Genomic DNA, 13,775 nt, shown 5'->3' with positions numbered 1-13,775 from the left:
AATGAAGCCCCTGCCGGGTTGCCGGCGGGGGCTTTCTGATGAATTTCTCAGGGGAATTCCAGGAGAGAGGAAGGATTTGAACAATTAAAGCTGAAATGGGTGAGTGAGGCGGATGGGTCGTGAATGCATGGACTCAAGTCCTCGGGGTTGGTACGGTTCCGGGAAGTTCGCGTACGGATCTGTAACGTTTGCACACGAAAAGCACCGCTCGTCCCTGCGCCGCATGGACACAAAAAAAGACCGCCCGGCTTCGGCCGGACAGCCGTGTGATTCGCTTCATGACCTCCCGGAGCGCTTGGATGCAAGGACAGAGGCTTTCCGGGTATTGGCGAAATGGCGCTTCGTGATCGTTGCCAGGAAGTCATCGCCTTTTTTCAGAAGGATTTTGGCGGCGGCCTCATCGACCGGTTTTCCGGCCCCTTTTGGGAGCCGGACTCCCGCAATGCCGCTTAGACGGTCCATCTCCTCAAGGAAAGCGACCCTGGCGAGGATGGATGCGCAGGCAACGGATACGTGGAGATTTTCCGCCTTTGTGGAAAACAGGACGTTTTCCCGGATGATGTCCGGTTCGGACGCAATATGGCGATAGTAGATGCCGCGTTCTGCAAACTGGTCGATCAGAATATGGTCGGGCTTCGTTCCGCCCATTTTCCGGAGCACATGCCTGAGCGCCTGGTTGTGGAGGAGTGCCTTGATCTTCCCCTGTGACCAGCCCTTCGCCTGCACGGCATTGTATTTTTCGTTGGGCAGGACAAGCACGCTGTTCATGAATGATGCCTTGATTTCCGGCCCGATTTTCTGCATGTAAACATCTGTCAGCATTTTGGAGTCCTTGACGCCCAGTTCCTCGGCCAGGGCAATTTTATCCGCGGGAACAAAGCATGCGGCAACGGTGACAGGACCGAAAAAGTCGCCGGTTCCGGTTTCATCCGACCCGAGCACCGACATCCGCGCAAGACCGGGCGGCAGTGTTTCACCTTTGGGAGAGGCGGCTTTTTTGGTGCCGGCGGAAGAGGTGCCGCCCCACCGGGAAGCTTCCGCCTCGGCACTTCCTCCCTGGAACAATACTTTTCCGGATTTGTAGGCGGTGACGGAAACGCCTCCTGCCTTGGCGGCAAATACGACGCCGGGAGCGTTCCGTTCGATTTTGGAGCCCGCATAGTGGGCCATAAGTTCCCGGATTTTGTCCGGGGCCAGCTGGATTACTGCATTCGACATGATTCTCATCCTTCCGCCGTTTCGAACCTACACACGGCAAGTCTTTTCATGGTAATATGGTGTATGGGATTTTTCAAGGAGGTGGCGGGAGTGGCTGAACCGGAAAAAAACCGTGTGTCCGTCGACATCTACGGTCAGACATACCAGATGATGGGTAAAGAGACAATCGGACATATGCGGCTCGTCGCTTCGCTTGTGGATGACATGATGCGCGAGATCTCATCGAAAAACCGCTCGCTGGATACTACGAAAATTGCGGTCCTGACCGCGCTCAATACTGTAAATGACTCGCTCAAGCTAAAAGAGCGGATAGAAGAACTTGAAAATGAACTGAACCAATTGAAGGGCTGACACATGCATGCTTGACTTAATCATACTGATTGTTCTCTTGGGCGGCCTCGTAGCGGGCTACAAACGGGGCCTCATTGTCCAGCTCCTACATATGACCGGCATCATCATTGCGCTGATTGTCGCGTGGAAGTATTATAAACCGCTTGCCGAGAAGTTCGTGCTCTGGGTTCCGTATCCCGCGGTCGAAGCGGGGAACTCGCTCAAAATTTCGTTCGGAAGCATCGATTTCGACGAAACTTTTTACCGGCTGCTGGCCTTTGTCTTCCTTTTCCTGGCCGTGAAGCTGGTCCTGCATCTGGTCGCGTCCGCGCTGGACTTCCTGAAGTATCTGCCTGTGCTCGGGTCGGTCAATTCATTTGCGGGGGCGGCACTCGGTTTTGTGGAGTTTTATCTGATCCTGTTTTTCATCCTCTACATCGTGGCGATGGTGCCGATCGCAGCAATCCAGAACATGATCGATTCATCGCTCCTTTCAGGAGTGATCCTGAAACATACGCCGGTGATCTCCGAAATGGTGAAGAACTGGTGGTTCATCTATGCAAAATGAGAGCTTCCCTTCCGATGAGGGAAGCTTTTTATCCGAAAGGGGAATGGTGACGGTGAATAAGAAAATCATCATCAAGACGCTTGAAGAAATTGCCCTCCACATGGAGCTTCTCGGAGAGAACCCGTTCAAGGTCGGGGCATTCAGGAAGGCGGCCGGCGTGCTCGAGCAGGATCCGCGCAGCCTGGCCGAAATGGATGATATCCTATCCCTGAAAGGAATCGGGAAGGGCACCGGCGCGGTGATCACCGACCTGCTGGAAAAAGGGGAGTCCGAGCTCCTTAAAGAGCTGCGCGAACAAGTGCCGGATGGCCTGATCCCGCTTCTCAAGATTCCGGGCCTCGGCGGGAAAAAGATCGCCAAGCTGCACAGCGAGCTCGGCGTCGATTCTGCAGACTCGCTCCGTGCCGCCTGTGAGGCCGGCGAGGTAAGCAAACTGGCCGGATTCGGGAAAAAGACGGAAGAGAAAATCCTGGCGGAACTGGAGACGTTCGGCCAGCGCCCGGACAAGCTTCCTCACTGGCAGCTGGAACCGGTCGTCCGGATGATCGGAAACGTGCTGGATGCGATTCCTGAAGTGGACCGCCATAAGGTGACGGGAAGCTACCGTCGCACAGCGGAGTTGAGCAGTGACCTGGACTTCATCGTCGTCACCAGGGAACCGCAGCGGGTCAACGAAGCACTGGCAGCTGCGCTCCCCGTGATCGGCACCGATGCATCCGGTGAAGCCAAGCTGTCCGTCACCGTCGATTCGGACGAGCCGGTGGACGTGGATTTCCGGTTTGTGACGAAAGAACAGTTTGCGAGTGCCGTCCACCACTTCACAGGGTCCAAGGACCATAATGTCAGGATGCGGCAGATCGCGAAAGAGCGCGGCGAGAAGATCAGCGAATACGGAGTGGAGCAGGAGGACGGCAGGATCCTTACGTTTGATTCCGAGAAAAGCTTCTATGCACATTTTGATCTGCCGTTCTTCCCGCCAACCGTCCGGAAAGACGGCACGGAGCTGGAGCGGGGGGATGAACTCGAAACCCTGATCCGCCAGGAAGACATCCGTTCGGACCTCCATATGCACACGGTCTGGTCGGACGGGGCTGAATCCATCCGTGAGATGGCGGATGCCTGCCGGGGGCTCGGGTACAGCCATATGGTCATCACCGACCACTCGCGTTATCTTCGCGTGGCAAACGGGCTCACGCCTGAACGCCTCCGCGACCAGATCCGTGAAGTCCGCGAAGCGGATGCGGAAATGGACGGCATCACGATTCTCTGCGGGACCGAAATGGACATTCTGCCGGACGCCACGCTGGATTTTGATGATGAGCTTCTGTCGGAACTGGACTTCGTCATCGCCTCGATCCATTCCAACTTCAGCCAGCCGCAGGAAAAAATCATGGAGCGCCTGCATGCGGCGATCTCCAACCCGCATGTGGATATGATCGCTCACCCGACAGGCCGGATCATCGGCCGCCGCGAAGGCTACTCGCCGGATGTGGCGCAGCTGATCGACTGGGCGGCGGAGTATGGCAAGATCCTGGAGCTGAATGCCAATCCGTACCGGCTGGACCTGGCCGAAGAATGGCTGGCGCTGGCAGCCGAAAAGGGCGTGCCGATCGCGATCAATACCGACGCCCATAGTGTCGGCCAGCTGGACTATATGGAAACCGGTGTCCGCTATGCACAGCGAGCATGGCTGAACCGGGATTTGGTCGTCAATACATGGACACTCGACCGTTTCCTGTCACACCTCGGCAGGGAACGCTGAACGAATAGACACCCAGACCTGAAAGGAAGTGGGGCACATGGAGGCCCGGGTCCTAAAAACACTTGAATTTGATAAAATCCGTTCCGAAGTGACCGGACACTGCACGTCTGCACTCGGACGGGCGCGGATCGGGGAGCTTGTCCCATCCAGTGACATTGAAAGGGTCCGCTCGCTCCTCGAAGAGACGGACGAGGCATTGGCCATCTACCGGATTCGCGGAAACGTCCCGATGGGCGGCCTGTTCGATATCCGCATGTACGCCAAGCGTGCCCAGGCCGGCGGAACACTCGGCGCAGGCGAGCTGATGGAAACGGCGAGCACGATCCGTGCCAGCCGGATCCTCCGGCAGTTCCTGGAGGTGATCGGGGAAGAAGGGGAGATCGACATCCCGCTTTTTCTTGAGAAAAAAGAAGAGATGCCGATCCTCACGGCGCTTGAGCATGAAATCAATGCCTGCATCGACGAAAACGGCAAAGTGCTGGACAGCGCTTCGACGGCGCTCCGGTCCATCCGTCAGCAGCTGCGGACCCAGGAGGGAAGGGTCCGGGAAAAGCTGGAGCAGTACACACGGAACAACTCGAAGATGCTTTCCGATTCGATTGTCACCATCCGGAACGACCGGTATGTCATTCCGGTCAAGCAGGAATACCGGACGCATTTTGGCGGTATTGTCCACGACCAATCCTCTTCGGGGCAGACGCTGTTCATCGAGCCGGATGCGGTCGTCCATGCAAACAATGAAATCCGCCAGCTGAAGGCGAGGGAAAAGGAAGAAATCGAGCGCATCCTCCGCGAATTGAGCGGCCATGTGCAGGAGCATGCCCATGAGCTGTTTGTCATGGTCCGCATTTTGGGGGATATGGATGCGGTGCTCGCAAAGGCGAAATACGGGATGACCCAGAAGGCAACCGTGCCGAAAGTCAATGACGAGGGTTACATCCGTCTGGTGCGGGGGCGCCATCCGCTGTTGCCGAGAGAAGAGGCCGTTCCGAACACGATCGAGTTCGGAAGGGACACGACGGCAATCGTGATCACGGGCCCGAACACGGGCGGGAAAACCGTCACACTGAAGACGGTCGGCCTCTGCACGCTCATGACACAGGCCGGAATTCCGATTCCCGCGCTTGATGGTTCGGAAATGGCCGTATTCAAGGATGTTTTCGCTGATATCGGCGATGAGCAATCCATTGAACAGAGCCTGAGTACGTTTTCCTCCCATATGGTCAATATTGTCGACATCCTGAATAAGTTCGATTCGGAATCACTTGTCCTGTTTGACGAGCTTGGTTCCGGAACGGATCCCCAGGAGGGGGCGGCACTGGCCATCGCCATCCTGGACGAGGTCCACGGCCGGGGAGCCCGGGTCATGGCGACGACGCACTATCCGGAGCTGAAAGCCTACGGATACAACCGACCGGGGGTAGTCAATGCCAGCGTGGAATTCGATGTCGAGACCCTCAGCCCGACATACCGGCTTTTGATCGGCGTGCCGGGGCGGAGCAACGCGTTCGAGATTTCCAGCCGCCTCGGGCTGCCGGACAGGATTATCCGCCATGCCGAAACCTTTACCGGTGAAGACCGGAATGAGGTCGAGACGATGATCACCTCGCTGGAGGCGAGCCGGGTTCAGGCGGAAAAAGACGCCGAGGAAACGGCAAGGGTCCTGGAGGAATCCGAAACGCTCCGTGAACAGCTGGAAACGCGCCTCTCGGAATACGAATCGAAAAAGGAAACGCTCGAACAGAAAGCGCGTGAAAAGGCGAAGAAAATCGTCGAGGATGCGCGCAGGGAAGCGGAATCGGTCATCTCGGAACTCCGCGCACTCAGGCTGAATGCCGGCGCATCGGTCAAAGAGCATGAGCTGATCGATGCGAAAAAACGCCTGGAAGGCGCAGTTCCTGAAGAGGCACTCGCGAAGAAGCCGAAGCAGAAGGCGAAACCCGCCAAGAGGGAATTCCGCTCCGGCGACGAAGTCAAGGTGCTCAGTTACGGACAGAAGGGTTCGCTCGTTGAGAAGATGTCGGACGGCGAATGGATGGTCCAGCTCGGCATCCTGAAGATGAAGATCGACGAATCCGATCTGGAGTACGTCAAACCGGAAAAAGAGAAGGATACGGTCAATGTCAATGCGGTCCGGGGCCGGTCAGGCTCCGGAGTGAAGCTGGAACTCGACCTCCGAGGCGAACGCTACGAGGATGCCATCCAGCGGACCGAGAAATACATTGACGATGCGCTGCTTGCCAACTATCCGCGTGTGTCGATCATCCACGGTAAAGGCACTGGCGCACTCCGTGAGGGTATCCAGAAGTTCCTGCGCCGCCACCCGCGGGTAAAAAGCTTCCGGTTCGGCGAAGCGGGCGAAGGCGGCTATGGGGTCACTGTGGTCGAGCTGAAATAGGACGGCACTGATTCTCATTAAAGGCGGCATCTTCCTGCCCCCGATCCGGGCAGAAATGAAACTTCCTGGTCTGCCATCCGTATAGGTATGAAAACAGCAAAGGAGCAAACTTATGCTGCTATCGAGTTTCTGGTCGCATCCGCTTGTGGAGACGGCCGGCTATTTCAGCGTCACGGTCCTCTGCCTGATCGTATCAATGGTGATCTTTGAACTCGTGACGAAATATAACAACTGGGAAGAGATCAAAAATGGAAATGTGGCGGTCGCGCTTGCAACAGGCGGCAAGATTTTCGGAGTGGCGAACATTTTCCGCCATTCCATCGAGCAGCATTCATCGCTGCCGGAGATGCTTGCATGGGGAGGGTTCGGATTTTTCCTCCTGATCATGGCCTACTGGCTTTTTGAATTTTTGACTCCCCGATTCAATGTTGACGAAGAGATCGGAAACGGCAACCGGGCAGTGGGTCTTATTTCCCTCATGATCTCTGTGGGACTGAGCTATGTCATCGCGGCAAGCATCACCTGATTTCCGGATCCGTCCCGAAAGGCGGTAACTGTGTATGGACATGATCAAACTGGCCAAGCTGCTGCTGGTTTTGTGCGCCGGCTTCATCATCGTCGGCATCTGGTGGCTGTTTTTCTGAAGTTTTCCGAAGGCGCAGGGAAACCTGCGTCTTTTTACATTGTCTGTTGAAAGCGCATACATCATAAGGTAAGATAGTAATAGGAATTTTCTAACGATTCGAAGGAAGGGGTCTGATCATGACGGAAAAACCATGGCTCAAGAACTATCCCGAAGGAATTCCGCCGACGCTTGACTACCCTGATGAACCGCTGCAGGACGGACTGACCCGTTCGGCGGCCAAGTATCCTGAAAAGACGGCCGTCCATTTTCTCGGCAGACAAGTCAGCTATGAGGAACTGTACGCATCTGCCCTGAAATTCGGGAACTACCTGAAAAGCCTCGGGATCGGAAAAGGAGACCGGGTGGCGATCATGCTTCCGAACTGTCCCCAGAATGTCATTGCGTTCTACGGCATCCTATACGCCGGCGGGGTTGTTGTACAGACAAATCCTCTGTACACCGAGAAGGAACTCGCTTACCAGATGAAAGATTCCGGCGCCAGGGCGATTCTCACGCTGGACATCCTGTTCCCGAGGGTATCCAAAGTCATTGGCGAAACCGACCTGGAGAACGTCATCGTCACCGGAATCAAAGACTACCTTCCATTCCCGAAAAACGTTCTTTATCCGTTTGTGCAGAAAAAAGAGTATGGCATGACGGTGAAGGTAGAGCATCGCGGCAGGAATCACCTCTTTACCGAAATCATGAAGCGTACGTCCGGGGAGCCGATAGAGGCACCGGATATCGACCAGGATGACCTTGCGCTGCTCCAGTATACAGGCGGCACCACCGGTTCGCCAAAGGGCGTCATGCTCACCCACCGCAACCTGATTGCGAATACGGAGATGTGTGCCGCCTGGATGTACCGCTGCGAACCGGGCGAAGAAGTGGTTCTCGGAATCCTTCCGTTCTTCCATGTCTACGGAATGACGACCGTGCTGGTGCTTTCTGTCAGCCAGGGGAACAAGATGGTGCTCGTGCCGAAATTCGACCCCGAGACGGTCCTGAAACTGATCGATAAGCAGTCGCCGACCCTTTTCCCGGGGGCGCCGACCATTTACATCGGCCTGCTGAACCATCCGGACATCGGCAATTATGACCTGTCTTCCATCAAGGCGTGCCTGAGCGGTTCCGCTCCTCTTCCGGTGGATATCCAGGCACAGTTCGAGAAGATCACGAAAGGCAAACTGGTCGAAGGGTATGGCCTGTCCGAATCATCGCCGGTGACACACGCCAACCTGATCTGGGACGGCGAGAGGAAAAAAGGATCGATCGGCCTTCCCTGGCCAGATACGGAAGCCGCAATCTTCAAGACCGGCACGACGGATCCGGTGGACTCTGGTGAAGTGGGAGAAATTGCAGTCAGGGGCCCTCAAGTAATGAAGGGTTACTGGAACCGTCCGGAAGAAACGGCGGCCACAATAAAAGACGGCTGGCTGCTGACCGGAGATCTCGGGTACATGGATGATGACGGCTACTTCTATGTGGTCGACCGCAAGAAAGATATGATCATTGCCAGCGGCTACAATGTATATCCGAGAGAAATCGAGGAAGTGCTTTACGAACACCCGGGAGTCGCGGAATGCGTCGTAGCCGGGATTCCGGATCCGTACAGGGGGGAAACGGTCAAGGCGTACATTGTCCGGAAGGAAGGTGCTGACCTCACGGAAGAAGCGCTGAACGAGCATTGCAGGAAGAGCCTTGCCGCCTATAAGGTACCCAAACGATATGAGTTCCGGGATGAACTTCCGAAAACTGCAGTCGGCAAAATCCTGAGGCGTTCACTGATCGACGAAGAAAAAAAGAAGATGGAAGAGGAAAAAGTCATCTCCTGAACAGGACTTGACATCCAATGAAACAGAGAATAATATAGAAATATGAATGAATAGTCATTCATATTTCTTTTTTATTTGGTGGTGAGCCCTTTGAATCGGAATAAGCCGAAGTACGGACAGATTGTGGATGCAGCCGTGATTGCCATCGCGGAGAACGGGTACCACCAGGCCCAGGTATCGAAAATCGCCAAACAGGCGGGGGTGGCCGACGGGACCATCTATCTGTATTTCAAAAACAAAGAGGACATTCTCGTATCGGTATTCCGCGAGAAAATGGCGCTGTTCATGGACAACCTCAGGCCGGTTCTTGAAGATGGACAGATGTCATCCGAGGACAAGTTGTTCAGGATGATCGAAAACCATTTTAATGTTCTTTACTCGGACCGTCACCTGGCCATCGTCACCCAACTGGAGCTGCGCCAGTCCAATAAGGAACTGAGGCTAAAAATCAACGGAGTGCTGAAAGACTATCTGTCCATGCTGGACCGCATTCTTCAAGAAGGAATTGAGCGCGGTGAATTCGAAGAAGATATGGACATCCGGCTTGCGAGGCAGATGGTATTCGGAACCGTTGATGAGATTTCCACCTCATGGGTGATGAATGATCAGAAATATGATTTAATTAAACTTGCGCCGGATGTACATAGGCTGCTCATGAAAGGCATGAAAGCCAAGTAAGGGGGATGGGTGGACATTGGAATTCTTGAAGGTGAAAAAGGAAGACGGCATTGCGCTCGCAGCCATAAACCGGCCGCCGGCGAATGCGCTTTCACAAGGTTTGGTCAAAGAAATCAACGAACTCCTGGACAGCGTCGAGCATGACGATGAAGTCCGTGTAGTCGTCCTCCACGGTGAAGGCCGGTTCTTCTCGGCGGGGGCCGACATCAAGGAATTCACGGAAGTGCCGGATGCGGCCGGTTTCAGCAAGCTTGCGGGCAATGGCCAGGAAGTGTTCGAGCGCCTCGAGAACTTCCCTAAGCCGGTCATTGCCGCAATCCACGGGGCTGCCCTTGGCGGAGGACTCGAACTGGCCATGGCGTGCCACATGCGATTTGTCACTGCCGGCGCCAAGCTGGGCCTGCCGGAGCTTCAGCTGGGGCTGATTCCCGGGTTTGCCGGCACTCAGCGCCTGCCGCGATATGTCGGCCCGGCCAAAGCAGCCGAGATGATGCTGACTGCAGATCCGATCACCGGAGAAGAAGCGGTTTCCGCCGGACTGGCCAACAGGGCATTTGGTGAAGAAGAGCTGCTGGAAGGAACGCTCGCCATCGCCCGCAGAATCGCGGACAAGAGCCCGGTATCGGTCCGGGCTGCGCTCCGAATGCTCCAATACGGCAAGCATGCCGGATTCCACGAGGGCGTAAAAGCTGAAGCGGCTTCGTTCGGCGAAGTATTTGCATCGCAGGACGCCAAAGAAGGAATCTCTGCGTTCCTCGAAAAGCGGAAACCTGTATTTCAAGGAAAGTAAGACACGAAGGGGAGGATGGCAAGATGAACATTTACGCACTGGTGAAACGCACATTCGATACAGAAGAGAAGATTTCCGTCCAAAACGGCCAGATCGCGGAGGACGGCGCCGAATTCATCATCAACCCATACGATGAATATGCAGTGGAGGAAGCAATCCGAGTCCGCGATGAGCACGGAGGAGAAGTAACCGTCCTTACAATCGGCTCCGAAGAAGCGGAAAAACAACTTCGCACCGCACTTGCCATGGGCGCAGACAAAGCGGTTCTCATCAACACCGAGGACGACCTTGATGAGCTGGATGAGTTCGGTGCAGCGACAATCATCGCTGAATACCTGAAGGACAAAGAAGCGGATCTCATTCTCGCCGGCAACGTGGCAATCGACGGCGGTTCCGGCCAGGTCGGCCCGCGCGTTGCGGAACTCATCGGCATCAACTATGTTACGACGATCACGGAGCTGAAAATCGATGGGGACAAGGCGACCGTCGTCCGCGATGTCGAAGGCGACTCCGAAACGATCGAAGCCCAGCTGCCGCTGCTCGTTACGGCCCAGCAGGGTCTCAACGACCCTCGCTATCCGTCCCTTCCGGGGATCATGAAAGCGAAAAAGAAGCCGCTGGAAGAGCTTGAACTCGATGACATCGATCTCGATGAAGACGATGTCGAAGTGAAGGTCGAGCGAGTGGATGTCTTCCTTCCGCCTGAGAAGCAGGCCGGCCGCGTTCTCGAGGGAGACCTCCAGGACCAGGTCAAGGAGCTTGTCCAGCTGCTCCGCACCGAAGCGAAAGTCATCTGAGCCGACCGGCACATTCGATACAGGAGGGGTAAACTATGTCCAAAAAAGTGATTGTTCTAGGGGAAGTACGTGACGGCGCACTGCGCAACGTCTCGTTTGAAGCGATTGCAGCGGCGAAGAGAATTTCCGGCGGCGGCGAGGTTGTCGGAGTCCTGATCGGGGATTCCGTGCAGGGCCTTGGCCAGGAACTGATCCAGTACGGAGCCGACCGCGTCGTTGCGGTTGAGCATCCTCATCTGAAGCACTATACATCCGACGGGTTCGGCCAGGCTTACATGGCCGTGCACGAACAGGAAGAGCCTGAAGCGATTGTCTTCGGCCACACGGCACTCGGCAAGGACCTGTCGCCGAAAATCGCAGCCAAGCTCCAGAGCGGGCTAGTCTCCGATGTGACGGAAATCGAGGGTGAAGGCGATGATGCTGTCTTTATTCGCCCGATCTACTCCGGAAAAGCTTTTGAAAAGGTCAAGATCAATGAAGGCCAGGTGTTTGTTACGGTCCGCCCGAACAACATCGAGCCGCTTGAACAGGATGCCGGCCGCTCAGGCGATGTCTCAACGGTAAGCGCAGACATCCAAAATCTGCGTTCCGTCGTGAAGGATGTTGTAACGAAGGCGACTGACGGCGTCGACATGTCCGAAGCCAAAGTCATCGTGGCAGGCGGGCGCGGTGTCAAAGGCCCTGAAGGCTTCGAGCCGCTCAAAGAACTTGCGGACCTGCTCGGGGGCGCGATCGGCGCATCCCGCGGTGCCTGCGACGCCGACTACTGCGACTACTCGCTCCAGATCGGCCAGACAGGCAAGGTCGTCACGCCGGATCTTTACATCGCGGCAGGCATTTCCGGCGCCATCCAGCACCTCGCCGGCATGTCCAACTCCAAAGTGATCGTAGCGATCAACAAAGACCCTGAAGCCAATATCTTCAAGGTGGCGGACTACGGCATCGTCGGAGACCTTTTCGAGGTCATCCCGCTGCTGATCGAAGAGATCAAGCAGCTCAAGGTCAACGCCTGATCATGGCGGGGCTGTCCGGTTCAATGGACGGCCCCGTTTCTGTTGCAGGTCCCGGCAGAATAGTTTTCCGCAGGGCGGGTAAACAGTTAAGGAACCGCACCGGAGTAAGCGGTTAATCGTGCAGGCAGAAGATTCGCCGGCCATTCTGGCAGGTGCTATAATGACCCAAGAGTGGTTAATCATGAGGAGGTAATCAAATGGCTATTCAACATGCAACCGATCAAGATTTCCAAACAAAAGTATCCGACGGGCTCGTCCTCGTCGACTTCTGGGCAACATGGTGCGGCCCGTGCAAGATGATTGCGCCTGTACTTGAAGAAGTCGATGCGGAAATCGGCGACAAAGTTCAGATCGTCAAAGTCGACGTCGACGAAAACCAGCAGACAGCAGGCAAGTACGGCATCATGTCGATTCCGACACTCGTCCTTTTCAAAGACGGCGAGATCGTCGACAAGGTCGTCGGCTTCAATCCGAAAGAAAAGCTTGTCCAGTTTATCGAGCAGCACGCGTAACAAAAAGAACGCTGACCGGGTCCCTCTGAGGTGCCCGGTTTTTTTGGCAGGTGAATCCATATGAATGAAACGATCCGCCAGAAACTGGCGATCCTGCCCGACCAGCCGGGATGCTACCTCATGAAGGACCGGCAGGGCACCATCATTTATGTCGGCAAGGCAAAAGTGCTCAAGAACCGTGTCCGCTCCTATTTCACCGGCTCACACGATGCCAAGACGCAGCGGCTCGTGAGCGAAATCGAGGACTTTGAATACTTTGTCACGTCCTCCGACATCGAGGCGCTCATCCTTGAGCTGAATCTGATCAAAAAGCATGACCCGAAGTACAATATCATGCTCAAGGATGACAAAACCTACCCTTATATCAAGCTGACCGCCGAGCGGCATCCGCGCCTGATCGTCACCCGGAAAGTAAAGAAGGATAAGGGGAAGTACTTCGGGCCTTATCCGAATGCCTATGCGGCACAGGAAACGAAAAAACTGCTGGACCGGATTTACCCGCTCCGGAAATGCAACACGCTGCCGGACCGGGTATGCCTCTATTATCACCTCGGGCAGTGCCTGGCGCCGTGTGTCAATGAGGTCACTCCGGAGACATACCGGGAGATGACGGCCGGCATCACCAGGTTCCTGAATGGCGGGTACAAGGAAGTCAAGGATGACCTGTCCCGCAAGATGCAGGAAGCGGCGGAGAAACTGGAGTTTGAACGGGCGAAGGAATACCGTGACCAGATCACGAATATTGAAGCCGTTATGGAAAAGCAGAAGATGACGACGACGGACATGACCGACCGGGACGTGTTCGGCTATGCAGTCGACAAAGGGTGGATGTGCGTCCAGGTATTCTTCATCAGACAGGGCAAGCTGATTGAGCGGGACGTCTCGCTATTTCCGATTTACCGCGATCCGGACGAGGAATTCCTGACGTACATCGGGTCATTCTATGACAAGCCGGAGCATTTTCAGCCAAAAGAGATTTTCTTCCCTGAGGGGACGGACCTGGAAATCGTCAGCCAGCTGCTTGATGCAAAGGTTACCGTGCCGCAGCGCGGCCAGAAAAAGGATATGGTGAAGCTTGCCGAGAAAAATGCACAGATCGCACTTTCCGAGAAGTTCCAGCTGATTGAGCGCAGGGAGCAGAGGACGGTCGGTGCCTGTGAAGAGCTCGGCGAAGCAATGGGCATCGCGGTGCCGCTCCGCATCGAAGCGTTTGACAACTCGCATACCTTCGGGGCAGAGGCAGTCTCGG

General features: G+C 55.5%; 13 protein-coding genes. 12 read left to right on the top strand and 1 reads right to left on the bottom strand.

The features are described 5' to 3' along the window. Positions 1 to 276 precede the first annotated feature (276 nt). Positions 277 to 1,218, bottom strand: coding sequence for a ribonuclease HIII (gene rnhC, locus C772_RS14470; RefSeq protein ID WP_008301177.1), 942 nt, complete (start codon positions 1,216 to 1,218; stop codon positions 277 to 279). Between the two features lie 90 nt (positions 1,219 to 1,308). Between rnhC and zapA the strand changes: the two genes are divergently transcribed. The 12 genes from zapA to uvrC form a co-directional block, all read left to right on the top strand. Then, positions 1,309 to 1,569 (top strand): cell division protein ZapA, encoded by a 261-nt coding sequence (gene zapA, locus C772_RS14465; RefSeq protein ID WP_008301176.1) that lies wholly within the window; start codon positions 1,309 to 1,311, stop codon positions 1,567 to 1,569. 7 nt (positions 1,570 to 1,576) lie between these two features. After that, positions 1,577 to 2,116, top strand: a complete 540-nt coding sequence (locus C772_RS14460) for a CvpA family protein (RefSeq protein ID WP_008301175.1) — start codon at positions 1,577 to 1,579, stop codon at positions 2,114 to 2,116. Positions 2,117 to 2,168: 52 nt separating this feature from the next. Continuing rightward, positions 2,169 to 3,878, top strand: coding sequence for a DNA polymerase/3'-5' exonuclease PolX (gene polX / locus C772_RS14455; protein ID WP_035002568.1), 1,710 nt, complete (start codon positions 2,169 to 2,171; stop codon positions 3,876 to 3,878). 37 nt (positions 3,879 to 3,915) lie between these two features. After that, positions 3,916 to 6,276 carry an endonuclease MutS2 gene (locus C772_RS14450; protein ID WP_008301171.1) on the top strand — a complete coding sequence of 787 codons (2,361 nt, stop codon included), beginning with the start codon at positions 3,916 to 3,918 and terminating at the stop codon, positions 6,274 to 6,276. Between the two features lie 112 nt (positions 6,277 to 6,388). Continuing rightward, positions 6,389 to 6,802, top strand: coding sequence for a DUF350 domain-containing protein (locus C772_RS14445; RefSeq protein WP_008301169.1), 414 nt, complete (start codon positions 6,389 to 6,391; stop codon positions 6,800 to 6,802). Positions 6,803 to 7,038: 236 nt separating this feature from the next. Next, positions 7,039 to 8,736 carry a long-chain-fatty-acid--CoA ligase gene (locus tag C772_RS14440; protein ID WP_008301168.1) on the top strand — a complete coding sequence of 566 codons (1,698 nt, stop codon included), beginning with the start codon at positions 7,039 to 7,041 and terminating at the stop codon, positions 8,734 to 8,736. A 90-nt stretch (positions 8,737 to 8,826) separates the two neighbouring features. Beyond that, the gene (locus C772_RS14435; RefSeq protein WP_008301167.1) at positions 8,827 to 9,414 is read left to right on the top strand and encodes a TetR/AcrR family transcriptional regulator; all 588 of its coding nucleotides are present in this window, start codon (positions 8,827 to 8,829) and stop codon (positions 9,412 to 9,414) included. A gap of 16 nt (positions 9,415 to 9,430) precedes the next feature. Beyond that, positions 9,431 to 10,204: an enoyl-CoA hydratase gene (locus C772_RS14430; RefSeq protein WP_008301166.1), complete on the top strand. Its 774-nt coding sequence runs from the start codon at positions 9,431 to 9,433 to the stop codon at positions 10,202 to 10,204. 23 nt (positions 10,205 to 10,227) lie between these two features. Continuing rightward, complete coding sequence (locus C772_RS14425) at positions 10,228 to 11,001, top strand: electron transfer flavoprotein subunit beta/FixA family protein (RefSeq protein WP_008301165.1); 774 nt, start codon at positions 10,228 to 10,230, stop codon at positions 10,999 to 11,001. A gap of 35 nt (positions 11,002 to 11,036) precedes the next feature. After that, positions 11,037 to 12,014 (top strand): electron transfer flavoprotein subunit alpha/FixB family protein, encoded by a 978-nt coding sequence (locus tag C772_RS14420; protein WP_008301164.1) that lies wholly within the window; start codon positions 11,037 to 11,039, stop codon positions 12,012 to 12,014. A gap of 197 nt (positions 12,015 to 12,211) precedes the next feature. Beyond that, a complete protein-coding gene (gene trxA, locus C772_RS14415) occupies positions 12,212 to 12,526 on the top strand; it encodes a thioredoxin (RefSeq protein WP_008301163.1) in 315 nt (104 codons plus the stop codon). A gap of 60 nt (positions 12,527 to 12,586) precedes the next feature. Then, on the top strand, positions 12,587 to 13,775 hold a 1,189-nt coding region (gene uvrC, locus C772_RS14410; RefSeq protein ID WP_035002557.1), incomplete at its 3' end, for an excinuclease ABC subunit UvrC.

The sequence above is a fragment of the Bhargavaea cecembensis DSE10 genome, assembly GCF_000348905.1.
In the GTDB taxonomy this organism is placed as follows: domain Bacteria; phylum Bacillota; class Bacilli; order Bacillales_A; family Planococcaceae; genus Bhargavaea; species Bhargavaea cecembensis.
This window is presented reverse-complemented; position numbering and strand designations above follow the sequence as displayed.

Excerpts from the sequence above, each read along its gene's own strand:
- rnhC (WP_008301177.1), bottom strand. The coding sequence starts at position 1,218 with ATGTCGAATGCAGTAATCCAGCTGGCCCCGGACAAAATCCGGGAACTT.
- C772_RS14460 (WP_008301175.1), top strand. The coding sequence starts at position 1,577 with ATGCTTGACTTAATCATACTGATTGTTCTCTTGGGCGGCCTCGTAGCG.
- C772_RS14450 (WP_008301171.1), top strand. The coding sequence starts at position 3,916 with ATGGAGGCCCGGGTCCTAAAAACACTTGAATTTGATAAAATCCGTTCC.
- C772_RS14445 (WP_008301169.1), top strand. The coding sequence starts at position 6,389 with ATGCTGCTATCGAGTTTCTGGTCGCATCCGCTTGTGGAGACGGCCGGC.
- C772_RS14440 (WP_008301168.1), top strand. The coding sequence starts at position 7,039 with ATGACGGAAAAACCATGGCTCAAGAACTATCCCGAAGGAATTCCGCCG.
- C772_RS14425 (WP_008301165.1), top strand. The coding sequence starts at position 10,228 with ATGAACATTTACGCACTGGTGAAACGCACATTCGATACAGAAGAGAAG.
- C772_RS14420 (WP_008301164.1), top strand. The coding sequence starts at position 11,037 with ATGTCCAAAAAAGTGATTGTTCTAGGGGAAGTACGTGACGGCGCACTG.
- trxA (WP_008301163.1), top strand. The coding sequence starts at position 12,212 with ATGGCTATTCAACATGCAACCGATCAAGATTTCCAAACAAAAGTATCC.